Genomic DNA, 19,203 nt, shown 5'->3' with positions numbered 1-19,203 from the left:
TCGTCGAGCGTCACTTCCTGACCGACAGCTCTCAAGCCGAGCTCATCGAGCCGGCAAAACGTGGTCAGGTCAGGGGCAGCAAAGGTAGCGTGGGACACGTCGAGGTCTTCCAGATGGGCAGTGTGAGAACTTCCATCATCGGAGGACCTCGACCCCTACCCCAAAACCGACGCGCCCACCCCGCCTACACCCTGCATTGCGATGAGCCACAAAAGCCCGATGTTGTATTCCAATCACTGTCTTCGGTGGAGCGCGAGCTGTTGGACCTGCTGGCGATGTTTCCGGAATCGACGGAGCAACTCTAAACTATGCTCGTCGGAGAAGATCTGCACGTTCTATCCGGTTTTGGCACCACCATACGAGATGGTCTGACCTCGATTCTGCTGAAACTGGAGAACCTTGGACTCATCGGTCAGGACGTGACCGGAGGGGAGACTGATGACGATCCTCCTGTCTGGTGGTTGACGTCAGCCGGCCGCAGGTGCCGAGACACCGCAGAATAGGTTCAACTTCCACACAAGGCCGTCGTCGCTCGACGGGTCGTCATCGAGAGCAGCACCTTGTACAGGGCACTGAGTAGTATGGCAGCACGATGACGATGACGACGACGGACAACGAGCAGAGCAGCAGGGGAGAAGAGGACCTGCAGCGGGTCGCCCGCGCCCATGTGGCAAGGGTGAGTACTGCGGCGGCCCTACCAGAGCCGGCCGTGCTCCTTGTCCCGACCCTGGGGCCCGGCTCGCCGGCGGCGAACGCCAAATCCACGACTCTCCGCGGTGTTCCGACGATCAAGGTCACCGATGCTGCTGTGCTTGATTTGCCGTCCGGCGCTCGAGTTCTTGTTCGCACATGAGTTCTGGCACAGTGCGAACAACAGCTGGTGGACGCGACGAGTCTGGCTGTACGTTCTGGGGATCGGCCTCGGAGTGATCCTGCTGCTCGGTGGGATCATCATGGGCGCGACCGCAGAGAGCTTCAACACCAGCCCGGCCGCCGGTTACGTCACCTCGGGTCTCGGCGCAATCATCACGGTAAGAGGATTCTTCGGTTACTTCGCGGACAGCCGGGCCGAGGAAATACGAGCCGATCTGTTCGCCGCCCGCCACCACGGGCACCCAGAGGGCGCGGAAAGCCTCTTTGCAGCATGGGACGACGACAAGCCCGAGGATGAGCTGTCCAGCGCGGGCCGACGCTGGCGTCTTCTGGCACGAACTCACCCGCACCGGGCCACGAGGCTCGATGCCATACGTACAGAACTTACCCATCGACAGCTCAAGCGAGGCGTTCGCTGACGACGTCGCCCGGCTGGTGGTTTATGTACCGACGGTGGGCCGGCGAACGCCGTAGGGACGACGCTCGACGCAGTAGAGCTCGGCTATCTCGCTGATCCGTGCGAGGTGCGGCTGAGGGACGGGAAGCGAGCCACGCAGGACATGCCACAAGTACTTGCTGGGAGCCGTGGTTCCCGGCCGGGATCGGCCCACGCCCAGCAACGGGCCCTCACATAGGGTGGGCATATGAGGGCTCCCCGCAACTCGCTATCGCCCGAATTGATCGTGGCTGCTTCCCTGGATGCCCTCGAACGCGACGGGGTCAAAGGCTTGAGCTTCCGCAAGCTGGGAGCTGCCCTCAGCGTCGACCCGACCGCCCTGTACCGGCACTTCCGCAACAAGGACGAGCTCATCCTCGCGGTCACCGACAGCCTCATGGTCTCGGCGCTGGAGGGCTTCGAACCCGACGTCGACTGGCTGGAGACCATCCGCGACCTCATGCACCGGGGCCGCCGCGCCTATCTCTCCCACCCCCATGCAGCGGTCCTCGGCGTCACACGCGTGACCCGCCGTCCCGGCGAGATCCGCATCGTGGAGGAGATCCTCGCAGCCCTGTCCCGAGGAGGCTTCGATCCGGAGGAGGCAGCGCGGCTCTACCGCGTGATCGACGACCTGAACCTGGCCTTCGCAGGGCTCGACGCCGCCTTCCGGATCCTTCCCAGCGAGGAACAGGCCAAGGACACCGCGGCGTGGAGCAATGAGTACGCGGCGCTCGACGCCGAACGATTCCCATTCATCGCGAAAGCGGCACCGATGCTGGCCACCATCGAGGAAGACCCCACGTACGAGCTGGCAGTGGACCTGCTGCTCGAGTCGGTAGCCCGACGTGCCGCTCCGGACGCCGAGGCCAAGAGGTAGCACGCAGATAGTCAACATCGTTGACTAAGCATGATCTGCAGCCTAGTGTGAGCCGCATGCTATGTGAGCTCTACCACAGTTCTGGACAGCTCAGCGGGGCACTGTGGCCGACCTGCTGATCCACAACGCCCGGATCTTCGATGGGCATCAGCTCATCGCTGCTGACGCCGTGGCGGTCTCCGGCGGCAGCGTTGTCGCCCTTGGGACGGGCTTGGACATGCTCGCAGCGGCCAGCCTGCACGCCGAGATCATCGATGCCGGGGGCGGTCTGCTCACCCCGGGGTTCACTGACGCCCACGTCCATGCCGTCTTCGGGGGCCTGGAACAGCTCGGCTGTGACCTGAGCGAAGCAGGAGATGCGACGGAATGCCGGGACGCCATCAGCTCGTACGCCGCCCGCACGGACGTTGCCGACGGTTGGATCTCCGGCGGAGGCTGGACCATGTCCGACTTCCCGGGCGGAACTCCCACAGCCGTGGAGCTGGACGAGCTCATCCCGGACCGCGGCGCCTTTCTGGTGAACCGTGACCACCACAGCGCGTGGGTGAATTCGCACGCCCTCGAACTGGCGGGCATCACGGCCGACACCCCTGACCCACCCGGTGGCCGGATCGAACGCGACGCCTCCGGCAACCCCACGGGCACGCTCCACGAGGGCGCCATGGACCTGGTCAGCTGCCTGATCCCAGAGGAGACCCAGGAGCAATTGCGCCACGGACTGCTCGAGGGCCAGCGCTACCTCAACACCTTCGGTATCACCGGCTGGCAGGACGCGATCATCGGCCAGTACTCCGGCCACGCCGACCCGTACGCCGCCTACTGCGCGGCCGACGCCGCCGGGGAACTGCACTCCGACGTCGTCGGGGCCCTGTGGTGGCCGCGCGAGGTGCAGGACATCCCGGAACAGGTGCGGATCCTCCGGGAACGACGCCGGCACGCCTCGTCCGGCACCAGGTTCCGGGCCACGGCGGTGAAGTTCATGCTCGACGGCGTCGTCGAGAGTCGAACGGCAGCGATGGCCGAGCCGTACCACTCATGCGGCTGTCCCGGTGCCGGCTCCGGACTGAACTACTTCGAAGCGGATTTCCTGGCGGCAGCGTTCACGGCGATCGATGCGGCGGGATTCGACATCCACCTGCACGCGATCGGGGACCGGGCGGTCAGCCAGGGACTGGATGCCTTCGCGGCGATGCGCGGCGCCAACCCGGGACGCGACGGACGTCACCACATCGCGCACCTGCAGGTCGTGGATCCCAGGGACGTGCCGCGCTTCGCTGACCTCGATGTGACAGCGAATCTGCAGGCTCTGTGGGCGTGCAACGACGACTCCATGCGGGACCTGACGGTGCCTGTCCTCGGGGAGGAGCGCGCCGGCTGGCAGTACCCGTTCCGGTCCCTGCTCGACGCCGGAGCACGGTTGGCGATGGGATCGGACTGGTCGGTCTCCACCCCCGATCCGTGGCAGGCGATCCACACGGCGGTCAACCGGACGGAGGGAGGCGCGGAGGAACTGCGGGAGCCATTGAACCCCAGTGAGGCCATAGGGCTGCTGGACGCGCTGCGCGCCTACACCTCCGGTTCCGCCCGCCTGAACCGGTCCGCAGCAGGCGGGCGGATCGAGATCGGCGGACCCGCCGATCTCGCGCTGGCCGACCGCGATCCGTTCGCCGTCCCTGAATCCGATCTTCACCGTCTCTCCAACCGCCTGACCGTGGTGGCCGGAGCAATCGTTCACAATGCCCGCAACCGAACCGAAGGAGAAGCATGAGCGCCACTCTCTCGCCAGCCATAGCCGGGGAACTCTCGATTCGCAGTCTGCACAAGGAGTTCGGCGGTGTCGCGGCCATCAAGGACCTCGACCTGGACATCCGTGCGGGCGAGTTCCTGTGCCTGCTCGGCCCCTCGGGCTGCGGAAAGACCACGCTGCTGCGGATGATCGCCGGGTTCGAGGAGCCCACGGCCGGTGTCATCGAGCTCGGATCGACGGACCTGACCAGGATGCCCGCGCACAAGAGACCGGTGAACACCGTGTTCCAGGCGTATGCACTCTTCCCGCACATGACGGTCGCCGAGAACGTGGCCTACGGCCTCAAGCAGTCGCGCACTCCGAAGAAGGAGATCGGCCAGCGGGTGGACGAGGCCCTGACCATGGTGCGGATGCGGGAGTTCGCGGACCGCAGCCCCGGACAGCTCTCCGGAGGCCAGCAGCAGCGTGTTGCCCTGGCCCGTGCGCTGGTCAATCGACCCAAGGTCCTCCTGCTGGACGAACCGATGTCCGCGCTGGATCGCAAGCTGCGCGAGGAGATGCAGGTAGAGCTCAAGCTGCTGCAGAAGCGGCTGGGTATCACGTTCATCTTCGTCACGCACGACCAGGAGGAGGCGCTCGCCATGAGCGACCGGATCGTGGTCATGTATGACGGCTGTATCCAGCAGATCGGCAGCGCGGAGGAGGTGTACACGCGTCCGGCCAACAGCTTCGTGGCCGGATTCATCGGCAAGCAGAACTTCGTCGAAGCGGTCGTGGTGTCCGACGACGGCGGCGCGCTCCGGTTGCGCTCGGTGAACAACACCACGATCCTGCCCGAGCCGAATGCGGCTGGTGATCCCGGTGCAGCGGGCCGGCCGGTGCCTTCGGTCGGGGACACCGTGCGGGTTGCCATACGGCCGGAGACACTGCGGCTCCGCGTCGCCGCCGGCGTGCCCTCGGCCCCGAATGCCGTGCTCGGTCGGATCGCCGGGGTCTCCTTCCTCGGAGACGTGGTGCAGTACGTACTGCTGATCGGTGAGGACACGGAGATCCTCTCCCGGGTCCCCCGCTCGGACGCCGTGCCCCTGCCCACGGACGAGGACGTGCTCATCGAATGGGACGGCGTAGATGTGGCGGTGTACTGCGATGAAGCCTAGGAAGGCAACGGGCACACCGGACATCCGGCTGCTCGCCCCCACCATTCTGAGCCGCGAGCTCTCGCGCCGCAGCCTGTTCGCCGGCACCGCCGTCGTCGGACTGCTGGGACTCGCAGGGTGCGGCGGCGATCGCGCCATGGCCAGTTCGCCGGCCCCGGACGGCAAGATCGAGAACAACGTCAACCTGTACTCGTGGGGTGACTACGATCCGCCGGAGAGCATCTCCTCGTTCACGGCGGCTACGGGAGCAACCGTGCAGGTCGACTCCTTCGGCTCGAACGAGGAGCTGATCTCCAAGCTCGCCGCCACCCGCGGAACCTCCGGCTACGACGTCGTCGTCCCGACCGGGTTGATGATCCCGTAGATGGCCGAACACGGCCTGCTGCAGCCCCTGCAGAAGGATCTCATTCCCAATTTCAGCAACATGGACCCGAACTTCACCGATCAGGTCTGGGACCCGGGAAACATATACACCATCTGCAAGGCCTGGGGGACCACCGGGTACGTGTACGACACGTACACGATCACCCGGCCCATGGCGTCCTGGCAGGACTTCCTGGACGCGGCCATGGGGGAGGCCTCGGGCCGGACCGCGCTGCTGGAGGATCCGTGGGAGGTCTGCTCGATCGCGCTCGGGGCGGCCGGTGAGGACCTGAACACCACGGACGAGGAGAAGCTCGACGCCTGCGAGCAGGTGCTGCTGGACAATCTTGCTCCGCACGTGCGCGCCTACTTCGGTGCGGCGTCGACGGGGATGGTCCAGGGAGGCCTCGCACTCCTGCAGTCCTACAACGGGGACGCGCGGCAGGGCATGCTCGAGATGGACGATCCGGAGCAATGGAAGTTCGTCTACCCGACACCGTCCGCGAACCTGTGGATGGACAACTGGGCGATCGCGACCGGTGCGCCGCACCCCGACGCCGCCCACGCACTGATCAACCACATGCTCTCTCCCGAGGTCGCCTTCGAACAGATGGACTACATCGGATACCCGGTGGGGACCAAGGGCCTCGAAGAGCGGGCGGAGGAGGAGGGCGTGGAGCTGCCGGAGCTGATCTTCCCCGCGCAGGATGTCCTCGACCGGCTCACTCCCTCGGAGATGAATGAAGCCCAGCAGCGGCGCGTGGAGATCTTCTCCAGTGCTCAGGCAAGGAGCGGAGCATGACATCGAGGTTCCGGAAATTCCTCGGGGACAGTGCGCTCTCCTTCCCCACATGGGCCTACATGCTGTTCTTCTTCGCCCTGCCCGTGGCACTGGTCATGTGGTACAGCTTCGGGTTCAAGCCCGACCAGTTCACCACGCACTCGATGGAGCAGCTCTCCCTCGGCCGCTACCGCGAGGTTGTGAGCCCGACGTTCCTGTCGGTCTTCACGGCCACACTCCGCATCTCGATCGTCGGCACCCTCGCGTGCCTCGTCATCGCGGTGCCGTTCGCCTACTGGCTCGCCGTGAAGGTGCCACCGGGTCGCAGGGGGCTGCTGCTGGCACTGGTCCTGGTGCCGTTCTGGACGAACTTCCTGGTGCGTACGCTGGGCTGGCAGATCATCCTCTCTCCCGACGGCTTCGTCTCCGAGGCGTTACAGGGCATCGGACTGCTCGGCTCACCGCTGGACATCCTCTATTCGCGTGCCGCAGTCCAGATCGGCGTCATCTACAACTACCTGCCGCTGATGATCCTGCCCTTGTTCGTGGCCATGGACTCCGCAGGCGTCCAGCTGCGCGAGGCCAGCGCCGACCTGGGGGCGGGCAAGTGGCGCACGTTCTTCCAGGTGACCCTCCCGCTGGCGACCCCCGGAGTGATCAGCGGATGCCTCCTGGTGTTCATCCCCCTGACCGGTGACTACATCACCGCCTCCGTGCTCGGCGGTGCCAACGGGACCATGATCGGCCAGCTGGTGGCGAACCAGTTCCAGAACGCGCAGAACTGGGCGCTCGGTTCGGCGATGGCGGTGGTCCTGATGCTCTTCACCCTCGCGGTCGTGGTCATCACCGCCCTGCTGGCGCTGGTCGTGAAGGCGGTCATCAAGTACGTGGGCCGGGTCGAACTGCCAACCGGGCAGCACGCCGGGCCCGACGCCGGAACCGCCGCGGATCTGCCCGAGGGCAGCGGCGTCCGGCAGGCCGAACCTGCTGTCTCCGGAACCACAACAGGAGGTCCACATGCCTGAGCGCATCCGCCGTCGTTCGCTGACCGACACCGCACTATGGGTGTGGGGAGCAGTGGTCTTCGTCTTCCTCTTCCTGCCCATCGCGGTGATCGTCCTCTACTCGTTCAACAACGGCCGGCTGCTGGCGTCCTTCGATGAACTCGGCGTGCAGGCCTACGTCTCCGGACTGCAGAACGATGTCATCATCGCCTCGGTCATGACGTCGTTGAAGGCCGCCACCGGCACGGCGCTGTTGGCGACCGTGCTCGGCACCTTCGGAGGCATCGCCCTGGCTCGCGCCACCAAGGGAGCGAAGTGGCCCGTGCTCCTCACGGCGCTCCTGGCACTGACCCTGGTGACCCCGGAAGTGGTGGACGGCATCGCGATGCTGCCCTGGTTCGTCACGCTCGGTGTCGACGCCGGTCTTACTCCCTTCAACAACGGGCTCTTCCGCCTGGTCATCGCGCATACCGCGTTCTCCACGGCCATCGTCACCTTCATCATCAGGGCCCGCATGGCCGGTATCGACAGTTCGCTCGAGGAGGCCGCGGAGGACCTTGGCGCGACCAAGTGGCGAAGTTTCCGCGATGTCACCCTGCCGTTGGCCGGGCCCGGGATCTTCGCCGGCGCCCTGATGGCCTTCACCCTCAGCCTCGACAACACCATCCTCTCCAGCTTCGTCCAGCAGCCGGGCTACACGCCCTGGCCGGTGTACATCTTCTCCGCCGTCCGCGTGGCCCTCCGACCCGAAGTGGCGGCCATCTCCACCGCGATGCTGGTCCTGACCCTGCTGGCCCTGGCGCTGGTGGGACTGGTGCTCAAGCGCTCGGGCAATTCCTCCTCCCAGATCGTCAAGACGATGGCCGGCTCCTAGAGCCGGCCGCAAAGGACACACACCATGCAAGACTCCACAGATCCGACGTCCTCCCTCGCCAGTGCATCCACCACACCGTTCTGGCTCGATGATCCGAACCGACCTGAAGCCCTACCTCCCCTGTCGGGATCCTCGACCACCGATCTGGTCATCGTCGGCGGCGGGTACACGGGGCTCTGGACCGCCCTGCTGGCCAAGGAGCGCGAACCTGACAGGCGCGTGATGCTGTTGGAGGGCCAGCGCCTCGGATGGTCGGCCTCCGGACGCAACGGTGGCTTCTGCGACTTCAGCCTGACCCATGGAGAGGCCAACGGGGAGAAGCATCTTCCCGAGGAGAACGAGCTCCTGACCCGTATGGGCCTGCAGAACCTGGACGAGATCCAGGAGGCTGTAGAACGGTACGGACTCGACTGCGAGTTCGAACGCACCGGTGAGATGAATGTGGCGACGGAGGACTACCAGATCCCCGAGCTGGCGGCCGGACACGATCCCGACGCCGACGCGTACTTCATGGATGCCGCGGAACTGGCCGAGCACATCGTTTCGCCCACGTTCAAGGCCGGGCTGTGGACCAAGCGCTCCACCGCGATGCTCCATCCGGCGAAGCTCGTCTGGGAACTCGCACGCGTGGCCCGCGACCTCGGCGTCGAGATCCACGAACACACCCCGGTCCGCTCGCTGTCGCAGCGGAACGGGCACATGGTGCTGCGCACGGACGGGGGAGACGTCACCGCCAGCCAGGTGGCACTGGGCACCAACGCTTTCCCGTCATTGCTGCGGCGCATGCGCTGGCACACCGTCCCGGTCTACGACTACGCACTGATGACCGAGCCGTTGAGCGATGCACAGCTCGAGTCCATCGGCTGGTCGGAAAGATTCGGTATGGCTGACCTCGCGAACCGCTTCCACTACTACCGGCTGACGGCGGACAACCGGATCCTCTGGGGCGGCTGGGATGCTGTGTACCACTACGGCCGGACCCTCCAGCGCGAGTACGACCAGCGCCCTGAAACCTTCGAGACGCTGGCCCGGCAGTTCCATGAGACCTTCCCGCAGCTGGGGACGGTGCGGTTCACGCACAAGTGGGGAGGTGCCGTCGACACCTGCTCGCGCTTCTTCCCCTTCTTCACCACCGCCTACTCCGGCCGGGTCGTCTACACAGCGGGGTTCACGGGGCTGGGCGTCGGGGCAACACGCTTCGCCGGAAACGTCATGCTGGACCTGCTCTCCGGCGCCTCGACCGAACGCACCGAGCTGCAGATGGTCAAGAAGACACCGCTGCCCTTCCCGCCGGAACCCATCGCCTGGGCAGGCATCAAGGTGACCACCCGCGCCATGATCAAGTCCGACCAGAACGAAGGCAGGAGGGGGCCCCTGCTGAAGCTGCTCGACGCCGTCGGAGTCGGCTTCGATTCGTGACGGAACAGTTCAGGCTGGAGGAGGAAATCATGGAGAACCACCTGTTCATCGACGGCGCCTACCGGCGCGGCCGCGGCGCGGAGGCGAAGTGCATCGATCCGGCGACCGGCAGGGTCACCGGAACGCGGTTCTACGCCACCACCGGGGATGTCGACGACGCCGTCGCCGCTGCCAGGGCGGCCCTGCCGGGGTGGTCCTCCCGTACCCCTGGCGAACGCTCGACGGCGATGCTGGCCTTCGCGGCCGAGGTCGAGCGCCGGGCTGCCGAGTTCGCGGCGCTCGAGACCGAGCAGACGGGCAAGAGCATCCGTCTGGCAAGCGGGTTCGATGTACCGGGGACGATCGACAACATCTACTTCTTCGCCGGCGCTGCACGTCAGCTTGGTGGGTTGGCGGCAGGTGAGTACGGCACCGGGGGGACCTCGATGGTGCGCCGCGAGGCGGTCGGCGTCATCGGGTCGATCGCGCCTTGGAACTATCCGCTGCAGATGGCGGCCTGGAAGATCCTGCCCGCGATTGCTGGGGGGAACACGATCGTCCTCAAGCCGGCGGAGAATACTCCGGGTACCTCCCTGCTCTTCGCGGAAGCGGCCGGCGCGGCCGGTATCCCGCCTGGAGTCATCAATATCGTCACAGGCCGCGGGCGCGAGATCGGCGAGCACCTGGTGAGCCACCAGGACGTCGCCATGGTCTCCTTCACCGGTTCCACCGCCGTCGGCCGGCACATCATGGCACGTGCTGCGCAGTCGGGAAAACGGGTCCACCTCGAACTGGGAGGCAAGGCACCACTGGTGGTCTTCGACGACGCGGACGTGGAGGCTGCCGCGCACGGTGCCGTGGCTGGGGCGATCATCAACGGCGGCCAGGACTGTACGGCGGCCACGCGTGCCTATGTGCAGCGCCCGTTGTTCGACGCGTTCACCGCGCGGGTCGCGGAACTGATGGACGCCGTCGTCGTGGGCGATCCCACCGACCCCGACACCGATCTGGGGTCCCTGATCACGCACGAACACCGGGACAGGGTGGCGGGTTTCGTCGACCGGGCGCGTGCGGCCGGAGCCTCGGTGCTGGCAGGAGGGTACGCGCCCGACGGCGACCTCGCGGAGGGCGCCTTCTACCGACCCACGCTCGTCACCGATGTGCAGCAGGACTCGGAGGTGGTGCAGGACGAGATCTTCGGACCGGTGCTCGTGGCGCTGCCCTTCGACACCGACGACGAGGGCATCGATCTCGCCAACGACACCGTCTACGGGCTGGCGGCATCGGCCTGGACCCGGGACGTGAACCGTTCCATGCGCGCCAGCGCGGAGATCCAGGCAGGCTGCGTCTGGATCAACGACCACATCCCCGTGGTCTCCGAACTCCCGCACGGCGGATATAAGGCCTCAGGTTTCGGCAACGACATGTCGATCTACTCGCTGGAGGAGTACACGAACATCAAGCACGTATCGATCAGCCGCGACGCGGCGGCCCACAAGGAATGGCAGGACACCGTCTTCCGGGTTCGTTAGCTGCGCTCGTGTCGCGGATCTCGAGCTGGCCCCGAGGTCGAGGCCGCGGTCGGCACCTGTGCACCCTCCTGGTCCGCGAACTCTCCGAGTCCGACCGGGTGTTGATCGGCACGGTCCGTGCGACAGTCATGGTGCCATCGAGCCAGCGACGCGCTCCGGTCGTAACGATGTCAGGGGGATGGTCCCGGCTTCCGCTGCCACCTGCGTAGATCCGCCGGTTCAGCGCAGCATGCGAGCCATCATCGTGGGGGGCTCGTCCAATTCGGCGAACCCGTACTGCCGGTACAACTCGTGGGCGTCACCGGTGGAGAGCAGAATGCGCTTCAGCTCCAACGGTTCCAGGTCCTCGACGACGCCGGCGGTGAGCATCTTCCCGATGCCCAGACCGCGTACCTGGGCCGAGACGAACACATCGCAGAGCCACGCGAAGGTCACGCCATCAGTCACGACGCGGGCGTAGGCGACCTGCTGATCTGTCCTGCTGTCGTAGACCCCGTAGTTCCGCGAGCCTTCGATTGCTGCATCCTGCTTCTCGCGGGATCGTCCCTTTGCCCAGTACGACTGTTCACTCAACCACTGGTGGATTCGGGGCCTGTCCAGCTTTTCGGCATCTGCGGAGAAGAAGTAGTCCATCGTCATGTCGCTGTTTGAGGGAGAGCGTTCACGAGGAATGTGGCGGTCCTCAGGGTCAGCCGGGGTTCTGCTTTACGCAGGCACGCGACTGCAGCAACTGGATGGCGAGCAGGGTCGATAGCGTGGTCGCTGAGCTTCCCGAGCGCCCACTCCTCGGCGGTCCGCAGAGATGTCCTCGTAGGATCAGCGTTACCGAAAATGCTGTCCAACCGCTTACGCGGGTCTTCTTTATCGCCGAAGACCTTGGCGGAGTGCTCGCTCTGCATCGCGTTCTCCCTACGCGTTTCCTCCACCGTATTCGAGGTTTCAAACCGAATAGCAGGCGAGCGAGCGCACGGGACCCAGAATCTTGGTCGGTTCGCTCGTTGCTGGTTCGACCAAGATCAGCCGGCCTTACCCTCTGACCGGAGGCGGGAGGGACGGAGCCGGGATCAGGTGTGGTGGGAGCACTACACCGAGCTTGTCACCTATGTTGGTGCCCAGGGTGGGTTGCCGGCGCAGAACGACAGCACCGTGGCTCGGGTGCTGTACCGGTGGCTCGAGAATCAGCGCAGGACCTTCGATGCAGGCAAACTCACCGCCGAGAAGATCGTCGCCTTGGACAGGGTGGGGGAGTGGGTCGGTACCCGCAAAGGCAACCCGGAGGAGTTGTGGGCGCGGCGCCTGGACGAGCTATGGCAGTTCCTGGCCGAGAGGGGCCGGTTTCCCCGTCACGAGAAGGCGCGGTACCCGGAGGAGAAGGTCCTGGCTGTGTGGCTCGGCCGGCAACGCACCTGGCACCGAAAGGGACGGCTGCGCCCGGACAGGTTCCAGCGCCTTGAGGAGGTAGTGCCTGGTTGGAATGAGGTGGTTCTGGGAAGAGTGCGGTCTGTGGAGCGTTGAGGAGTGAGCCAGCTGGGCGGCAGGTTCCTGCTGCTAACCGTGGGGGAGTGTTAGTGGACTTCGTTGTAGGCGTCGACGACGGATTGGGAGACCCGGCCCCTCGAGCTGGTGGTGTGTCCGTTGTCTCGGGCCATTGGCGGATCCGCTGCGTCTCCTCGCGCCTGGCTTTATCTGATGCTGACCCGGAGGAGGCGGGGGATTTGCTGCCCTGCCCGCGCCGGCCGGTGGCCTTGCGGCCTTTGTTCGCGTACTCGGTGAGGGTGGCACGGAGCTTGTCCGCGTTATTGGTCGTCAGGTCGATCTCGTACTCGGTGCCATCGACACCGAACGGACGGTCTCCTGGGCCGCGTCACCGGTGAGGTCATCGACCAATTCGATCTGTACGCGCTGTGCCATATTCTCTGTCACTCCTGAAATCGTTGTTGGGTATTACTGGGTCCTCATTATTTGTACTCTATCGCGCCGAACATATGCGGCGCACACCACGCAACACCCAAGAATGAGCGGCTATTACTCGCTGTTTGGGCAGGTTCACTGGTACAACACCGAATGCCTCCACGTGTACCTCGGCGACGTCCCGGCTACGAAGTTTTTGAGCAGGCGTTCGATGCTGACTGAACCGACCGCAATCAACTGGTAGGAGCCACAGAACGTGAGTCTCCATCGTGCCCAGAGTGCTTCATGTGTACTCGCTGGGATTTGATGTGTCCGATCGCCCGTTCCCAGCTCGGTCGTGCTGGCCTGTGGTTGGCCCCGGGAGGTGCTAATGCGTACGCCTTTACATGCTCGACTTCTAGGCGGCGGACATAGTCGTGTGCCTTCCCGCCGAAAGCGACGATTGTCGCGTTCGGGAGGATCTCGAGTTGGGCCCGCAGGTAGCGTTGTGCGCATCTGTGGTCTCTTTGGCTACCGATCTCGTTGTCGATGGAACACAGGCGGCCCTCGGTGAGCCAGACATACCGGAGCTGCTCATTGAAGCTGAGGTTGGGGTAGAGCTGGTCCAGGAACCAGCGGACATTTCGGTGGAACAGATCGGTTCCCATCGCGAAGGCCTCGTACGCATGGTCCATCGCGTTCTCGAGCAAGGTGTCCGGGCTGTCTTTGCGGTCATAGGCCTCCCCGGGGTGGGGGTGTCCAGGTTCCGCGAAGACCATCACGACTTCAACGTCGTCGAGTGTGCCCGATGCGCCCAGGAAACCGCGCGGTATGTGCCCTGATTCTGGGGCCCACTGCGCTTCGCGGCATGCGCCGAAATTTCCGCAGGGGAGGTACGCAGCCCGTAACATTTCCGACAGTTTGTCGTCCGGACGCATCTGCACATTCCTAACATCTGGGATAACTACTATCCTCACATTAGTTGCAGAGCTCTGCGGTTTCAAAGATCACGGGGATAATGAAGGTTTGTTTAACGCTTTTGTCTGCTTTGGTCAAACACTAATAGCGGCGCATATTACGGTTATGATGGTTCGGCGAGCTTTCCTTATGACGCACACTAGGCACTCGCGGCTTGGGATTCGCGGGGATCACCACGAAGACAACTGCCGATCGACGGTTGGTGCACCTTTCACGAGTGCGGTGCGCCAGTCCAACGCATGGAGGTGCTGAAGTTGACCAATGATGACTATCGGGTTGACATTCATTTGCTGAGCAACTGCGGTGACCCACTTACCGCCAATTCTTGCCGGGATGGGTGGTAGCGAGGCTGGGAGGATCCAGGTTCGCGCTAGGTGATTAGCGGCTTCCTCGATACCGAGTGTGTGAGGTCCGTCCGGGTCATCGACGATGAGACCGGAACCGTCTAGGTCCCCGCGCGTGATGTGAGCGATCTCGTGCAGCAGAGTGAATAGGACTTTATCAAGACGCTTCCCGCGGCCGGAGAGCCCGATCACCGGTTTCTCGTTGACCATGAGTGAGCACCCGTCGATTTTACTTGATGCAAAGGCTTCAACGTAGACGAGGATGACTCCGCATTCGGAGAATAGGGCTGGAAGCGTTTTGAAAGTCTCTGGGTCTTTCGCTTCTTGGGAAAGCCGAGTTGCTAGATCAAGGAGGCGTGTGTGCGAGTAGTCCACGCTTGTCCGTTTCTCAGCAAGAGATTGCACGCATGCGACCCATGCCAGTTGGGTCGGCGAAAGTTTTTCGTCCTGATTTACCCTGCGCGCTGCTAGCTGGAGGCTTGGTTCATCCTCTAGCGACTCCATTCTGTAGAGCAGGCGTAGTTGCTCGGCTTGATCGCTCAGTGAACAGGAGGTGATAAAACCCCGCTTTACAAGCGTGGAGATGGGTGCAAGTTCTCTCATGCGCGCGCGGGTGCGCACTTCATCTAGCGAGTTCTGAGCTCGGCTGTCTTGACGCTGACGCCAAAGATAAAAAGCGTTCTGAAGGTTCAGCCACATCTCAGCGGATGTGCCCAGCGCCGCGCCAATTTGCGCGGCTGACTCACGGGTGATCTCTTTTTTACCAGAGATAATTTCGGAGACGAACTGTGGCGGCCGGCCGAGAACCTCGGCAAATTCTGCCTGCGTCCAGCCACGCGCATCAAGCTCATCTGCGAGGAACTCCCCGGCCGGGAAGGCTTCAGCGCGGGTGATTGTCATGATGCGGCTCCTTTCAGTGGTAATCGACTAGTTCGAGGATGATGACGATGCGACCGGAATCGTCGGTTTCGAAACGAAGAATCAGTCGGTACTGATCGTTGAGTCGGATCGATGATGTTCCATCACGATCACCGGAAAGCTTTTCAAGGCGGAGTGCTTTCGACGAACGTATGTCGCGGTCGTCCTGAGCGGCTTCCAGCAGTTGAAGCTTCTTCCGGAAGGCTCGAATGATGTCAGGGTTCCAACGTTTAGGTGTGAAGTCAGGGTCCTCCGCGAGACGACGAAGGACGTCGTCTCTGATGTCAACGCGCAACCCTCACCTACCTCATCACCTACAAGCTGATGTCTCACTGAGAGTAGTACATCTTGAGTGCCTGCCTGAGTCGGTAACTGATCTTCATGCTTGGTATGAATCAGTGTATGCGTGTAACATCTATACGGCAAGCCAGAGGAGGCACTATGCATACGTTCACAGCAGGCCAGTTCGGCGATACCGTCCTACGCAATTTCGCAGCCCGACGGGAGGGCACCCTCTTCGCGAGCGAAGCCAAGGATCGGGCACTTACTCACCCGGACTTCGATGCTCTGCCCGTAGGAAGCCGCAAGGCGGCAACTATGACCGTGGTCTTCCTCGACCTCACCGACTTCACCGGTCGGAGCTTCTGGGACGACCCGACCGAAGTGGCCGATCTAGCCCACGCAGTCCTTTCAGGGTTTATCGAGACCGTCATCGCATTCGGGGGCTACCCCCTCGGACTGCGCGGCGACGGTCTCTTCGCTGGCTTCGGTCCAGGGACGCGCCCGGATATCGACGCCGTGATGGCCTTGGGTGCCTGCGCGTTCGCGCTCGATGCTGTCGAAAGGGAAGTTAACCCACGGCTCGTACAGAGGGGCATTCGCCGTGTACAGGCCCGCGCCGGCCTCGACCACGGTGCCATCACCTTCATCCGCAGTGGCAATGATCAGCACAGTGAGGTCAACCCGCTGGGATTTGCTGCCAACTTCGCCGCCAAGTGTGAGAAGAAGGCCGACTCCTGGGAAGTAGTGATTGGCGAAGGCATAGCGGGTCTCCTGCCTGACCAGAACATCTACACGGAGCACGCTGACTCGCCCAAGCAGTATCAGCGCGACTACGAGCGTAGGTCCTACCACTTCTATGACTATCGATGGCGAGCCTCCCTGCCCTACCTTCAGTCAGCGCTGGAACAGCTCGGAGGACGATCAACCGCCGACATCGCAATCAGCTAGAGGAGAAACCCATGACTATCCCAGCTTTGCTCAAGCACCATGGCGTGGATGTACCGCGCTACGTAACCGTTGACGGGCAAATCGTCTTCGACGGTGTCAGGACGTCCGTGACCGGGGCGACCCATCCCGTTCATGCGCTCATTACTGCGGTCGCTCCCCACACGTTTCACGGCGGTGTGGAACGCCTCTCGGTAAGGCAAGACAGCAATTGGTGGGATGACAAAGATGCGCTGCTGATTCACAAGGACGCTATGGCTGTGGCGTTCCCTGGGTTCGCATATGTCCGTCCAACCGAAGATCAGGCACCGGCTTGGTTTGGAACAATCAACACAGGACGCGGCAGCTTCAAGGTTGGAGTCTTTCTCCGGCGGGACGGCGGCCTTCCGAGCATCCGTGTGTTCGGTCCTCGCCTCGGGGCGTACTCCTCCGGCCGGTGGACCGCCTCACCTCACCTCTACCTCAACGGGAACCTTTGTGTAGCGGACCAGAGCGATTGGGACGCCCAAAAGCACACAGCGGTAACCGCCACAGCCTGGGCGGCCCACTGGCTTTCCGCGTACACCGAATGGCGCATGTCCCGACGTTGGCCGGTTGAAGGGGTGCGCCATGTCCTGGCTGAGAGCTAAAGCAGACACGAAGGCCATCGGGTCGGAGCAGGCAGAGCCTGGTGGCGCAGTCATCGCAATGGAACATGTTGCGAATTGGGTTCGATTTGCAGACACCAAAGCAACAATCCTGAGCGCCGGAGTCGCAGCAATCCTCGTCATGGCAGTGAGCCACACGAAAACAGTCATCGCTGGAGCCGGCACCACCCCACAAGGCATCACCGTAATAACACTTGCAGCCGTGTCCGTCGCAGCCCTCCTCTGGACTCTTTTTTGGATCATCCGCGCAATTCGGCCAAGCAGGGAAACCGGCACACTCGACCCAAACCGCTACGCGTGGCCTGCCATGTCTAGGCTCCCTCTTCTCGACCTCCAGCACCACGTCCGAACGATCACCGGCGACGAGGACGCATGGCGTCAAACACACGATCTAGCCAAAATGGCCGACAGCAAGTTCACAGCATGCAGGAAAGCGACAACAGGCTTCGCTGCCCTGATTCTCGCCACGCCTGCCTGCATCATCACCGCCTTGATCAGCACGGCTGGCTAACTCCCTCCGGGCGGACGCTACGTTGCGAGTTAGTTCGGTACCCTGTCGAGTGAAGGAGAGGCGGCACCGGAGCTCAGGACAGGTTCCAGCGACAGTATTTGTGAGGCATAGCCGACTTACCCTCGTCGACGACACCGACGGAGCCGAGGTGAACGAACCAACCCTTGCCCTCAGCGCCTAACTCACCAACCAGAAGGACACCGAGCTACACAGAGATGATGGATCCGGCTCCGGCGCCGGTGTGACTCGCTGTTACACCGACACCCGTGCGGGTTGTCTTCTAGTGGATCTGTCCATCGACGCCGGAGTTTCCGCAGGCCGGGCGGAACATGACTTGATAGGAGCCTGACCGGGAAGTCGCTCGCCTTTGTGCTGTCTGCCCCGACCGGCCTGCGGTGACGTCATTCACCGTTGGAAGGGAACCGTCCTTGTCGAGCATGCCAGCCGTTGCGACCGCCGCCAACAGACCTGCCCAGGTGCTGTTGGTCGCCGGGATCGACACCCACAAGTTCACCCATCACGTAGCCGTCGTGGACCATCTGGGCCGCGGTGTCGCTGAACGCCAGTTCGACACGACCGAGGTCGGCCATGCCGACCTGGTGCGCTTCCTCCAAGCACACGGTCCCATCGATCGAGTCGGCGTCGAAGGCACCGGCTCCTACGGGGCCGGGGTCGCGCGGATCCTCACAGCCGCTGGGTTCGGGGTCCTGGAAGTCGTCCGCCAGAACCGGCAAGCCCGCCGCCTGCACGGCAAGTCCGACCCCATCGACGCCCGCCAGGCCGCGATGTCCGTGCTCGCCGGCACAGGCACCACCGTCCCCAAGAGCGGCGATGGACAGGTCGAGTCGCTGCGGATCCTGATGAGCGAGCGACGCTCAGCAATCAAGGCCAAGACGCAGGCGATCAACCAGATCCAAGCGCTCCTGGTGACCTCCGCCGAGCCGGTACGCACGGCCTATCGCTCACTGAGCGGCGACAAGCTCATCGACACCCTCACTCGCAGTCGTCCCGGCACGAGTGGCTTGGACCCGGCGCACGTGGCCCGCGTGAGCCTGAAGCGCCTCGCGATCAGGCACTCGGCGATGAGCGCTGAGATCGCCGCGATCGATGACCAACTCGAGGCCCTGGTGCGCTCGGTCAACCCGCGGCTGCTGTCCCTCAACGGTGTCGGGGTCGTGACTGCCGCCGTGCTGCTGTCCGCGGCCGGCGACAACCCCGAACGCCTCGCGTCCAAAGCCGCCTTCGCTGCGCTGGCCGGGGTAGCACCAATCCCGGCGTCCTCCGGGCAGCGTGTTCGCCACCGCCTGTCACGAGGCGGGAACCGTTACGCGAACAACGCCCTGCACCGCATCGTTCTGCTGCGCATGCGGCACCGCGAGCCCCGCACCGTGGCCTACTTCGCGCGACGTCGCAGCGAAGGGCTGACCGATCGCGACATCATTCGCTGCCTGAAACGGCACATTGCCAACGAGGTCTACGCCGCTCTCATGAACCCCGTCGTGGAGGACCTGCCCGGGCGCCACCTAAGCCTTGATCCACCGATGAGCGTCAGCGTGACAGTACGTCATTAAAGACGAAATGCCCGTCTGACCGGGGAGAATGGGACTGTCGAAGGTTCACATTCAGCTCGGTGAGAGGGCATC

General features: G+C 63.8%; 21 protein-coding genes. 16 read left to right on the top strand and 5 right to left on the bottom strand.

What is annotated here, in order from left to right:
- From E8P82_RS15215 to E8P82_RS14285, 11 genes are all read left to right on the top strand, one after another.
- Positions 1-305, top strand: a 305-nt coding sequence (locus E8P82_RS15215; RefSeq protein ID WP_211096889.1) for a hypothetical protein, incomplete at its 5' end; no start/stop codon positions are given.
- Positions 306-800: 495 nt separating this feature from the next.
- Complete coding sequence (locus E8P82_RS14325) at positions 801-1,292, top strand: M48 family metalloprotease (protein ID WP_136455730.1); 492 nt, start codon at positions 801-803, stop codon at positions 1,290-1,292.
- A 264-nt stretch (positions 1,293-1,556) separates the two neighbouring features.
- The gene (locus E8P82_RS14320) at positions 1,557-2,189 is read left to right on the top strand and encodes a TetR/AcrR family transcriptional regulator (protein WP_168796582.1); all 633 of its coding nucleotides are present in this window, start codon (positions 1,557-1,559) and stop codon (positions 2,187-2,189) included.
- 103 nt (positions 2,190-2,292) lie between these two features.
- Positions 2,293-3,957 carry an amidohydrolase gene (locus tag E8P82_RS14315; protein WP_136455728.1) on the top strand — a complete coding sequence of 555 codons (1,665 nt, stop codon included), beginning with the start codon at positions 2,293-2,295 and terminating at the stop codon, positions 3,955-3,957.
- Entirely contained in the window at positions 3,954-5,093 is a 1,140-nt protein-coding gene (locus E8P82_RS14310) for an ABC transporter ATP-binding protein (protein WP_136455727.1), read from the top strand. The genes E8P82_RS14315 and E8P82_RS14310 overlap by 4 nt, the downstream gene beginning before the upstream one ends.
- Positions 5,083-5,457: a type 2 periplasmic-binding domain-containing protein gene (locus E8P82_RS15365; protein ID WP_246021446.1), complete on the top strand. Its 375-nt coding sequence runs from the start codon at positions 5,083-5,085 to the stop codon at positions 5,455-5,457. Before E8P82_RS14310 ends, E8P82_RS15365 begins: the two co-directional genes overlap by 11 nt.
- Complete coding sequence (locus E8P82_RS14305; protein ID WP_246021445.1) at positions 5,458-6,258, top strand: polyamine ABC transporter substrate-binding protein; 801 nt, start codon at positions 5,458-5,460, stop codon at positions 6,256-6,258.
- Complete coding sequence (locus E8P82_RS14300) at positions 6,255-7,262, top strand: ABC transporter permease (protein ID WP_136455726.1); 1,008 nt, start codon at positions 6,255-6,257, stop codon at positions 7,260-7,262. Before E8P82_RS14305 ends, E8P82_RS14300 begins: the two co-directional genes overlap by 4 nt.
- Positions 7,255-8,115, top strand: a complete 861-nt coding sequence (locus E8P82_RS14295; protein WP_136455725.1) for an ABC transporter permease — start codon at positions 7,255-7,257, stop codon at positions 8,113-8,115. The genes E8P82_RS14300 and E8P82_RS14295 overlap by 8 nt, the downstream gene beginning before the upstream one ends.
- A gap of 24 nt (positions 8,116-8,139) precedes the next feature.
- Positions 8,140-9,534, top strand: a complete 1,395-nt coding sequence (locus E8P82_RS14290) for an NAD(P)/FAD-dependent oxidoreductase (RefSeq protein ID WP_136455724.1) — start codon at positions 8,140-8,142, stop codon at positions 9,532-9,534.
- A 29-nt stretch (positions 9,535-9,563) separates the two neighbouring features.
- On the top strand, positions 9,564-11,045 hold the full coding sequence (locus E8P82_RS14285; protein WP_136455723.1) for a gamma-aminobutyraldehyde dehydrogenase: 1,482 nt from the start codon (positions 9,564-9,566) through the stop codon (positions 11,043-11,045).
- A gap of 219 nt (positions 11,046-11,264) precedes the next feature.
- Here E8P82_RS14285 and E8P82_RS14280 read toward each other — a convergent pair whose 3' ends face one another.
- Entirely contained in the window at positions 11,265-11,684 is a 420-nt protein-coding gene (locus E8P82_RS14280) for a GNAT family N-acetyltransferase (protein ID WP_136455722.1), read from the bottom strand.
- 429 nt (positions 11,685-12,113) lie between these two features.
- Here E8P82_RS14280 and E8P82_RS14275 point away from each other — a divergent pair, with 429 nt between their 5' ends.
- On the top strand, positions 12,114-12,560 hold the full coding sequence (locus E8P82_RS14275) for a helicase associated domain-containing protein (RefSeq protein ID WP_168796581.1): 447 nt from the start codon (positions 12,114-12,116) through the stop codon (positions 12,558-12,560).
- A gap of 50 nt (positions 12,561-12,610) precedes the next feature.
- On the opposite strand, the gene E8P82_RS15525 is transcribed toward E8P82_RS14275, so the two are convergent.
- From E8P82_RS15525 to E8P82_RS14255, 4 genes are all read right to left on the bottom strand, one after another.
- Positions 12,611-12,694, bottom strand: coding sequence for an Lsr2 family DNA-binding protein (locus tag E8P82_RS15525; RefSeq protein ID WP_425456044.1), 84 nt, complete (start codon positions 12,692-12,694; stop codon positions 12,611-12,613).
- A gap of 495 nt (positions 12,695-13,189) precedes the next feature.
- On the bottom strand, positions 13,190-13,873 hold the full coding sequence (locus E8P82_RS14265; RefSeq protein ID WP_136455720.1) for a hypothetical protein: 684 nt from the start codon (positions 13,871-13,873) through the stop codon (positions 13,190-13,192).
- 210 nt (positions 13,874-14,083) lie between these two features.
- Positions 14,084-15,157, bottom strand: coding sequence for a HigA family addiction module antitoxin (locus E8P82_RS14260; RefSeq protein WP_136455719.1), 1,074 nt, complete (start codon positions 15,155-15,157; stop codon positions 14,084-14,086).
- 13 nt (positions 15,158-15,170) lie between these two features.
- Complete coding sequence (locus E8P82_RS14255; protein ID WP_136455718.1) at positions 15,171-15,470, bottom strand: type II toxin-antitoxin system RelE/ParE family toxin; 300 nt, start codon at positions 15,468-15,470, stop codon at positions 15,171-15,173.
- Positions 15,471-15,772: 302 nt separating this feature from the next.
- Here E8P82_RS14255 and E8P82_RS14250 point away from each other — a divergent pair, with 302 nt between their 5' ends.
- The 4 genes from E8P82_RS14250 (at position 15,773) to E8P82_RS14235 (ending at position 19,131) form a co-directional block, all read left to right on the top strand.
- Positions 15,773-16,405, top strand: coding sequence for an adenylate/guanylate cyclase domain-containing protein (locus E8P82_RS14250; RefSeq protein WP_246021444.1), 633 nt, complete (start codon positions 15,773-15,775; stop codon positions 16,403-16,405).
- An 11-nt stretch (positions 16,406-16,416) separates the two neighbouring features.
- Entirely contained in the window at positions 16,417-17,031 is a 615-nt protein-coding gene (locus E8P82_RS15210; protein ID WP_136455716.1) for a type II CBASS E2 protein, read from the top strand.
- Entirely contained in the window at positions 17,012-17,560 is a 549-nt protein-coding gene (locus tag E8P82_RS14240) for a Pycsar system effector family protein (protein ID WP_136455715.1), read from the top strand. Before E8P82_RS15210 ends, E8P82_RS14240 begins: the two co-directional genes overlap by 20 nt.
- Before the next feature lie 437 nt (positions 17,561-17,997).
- Positions 17,998-19,131: an IS110 family RNA-guided transposase gene (locus E8P82_RS14235; protein ID WP_246021450.1), complete on the top strand. Its 1,134-nt coding sequence runs from the start codon at positions 17,998-18,000 to the stop codon at positions 19,129-19,131.
- Positions 19,132-19,203 lie beyond the last annotated feature (72 nt).

It is taken from the genome of Arthrobacter echini, assembly GCF_004803505.1.
Taxonomy (GTDB): domain Bacteria; phylum Actinomycetota; class Actinomycetes; order Actinomycetales; family Micrococcaceae; genus Arthrobacter_D; species Arthrobacter_D echini.
Note: the sequence above shows the minus strand (reverse complement) of the source record. Positions and strands in the feature narration are given on the sequence as shown.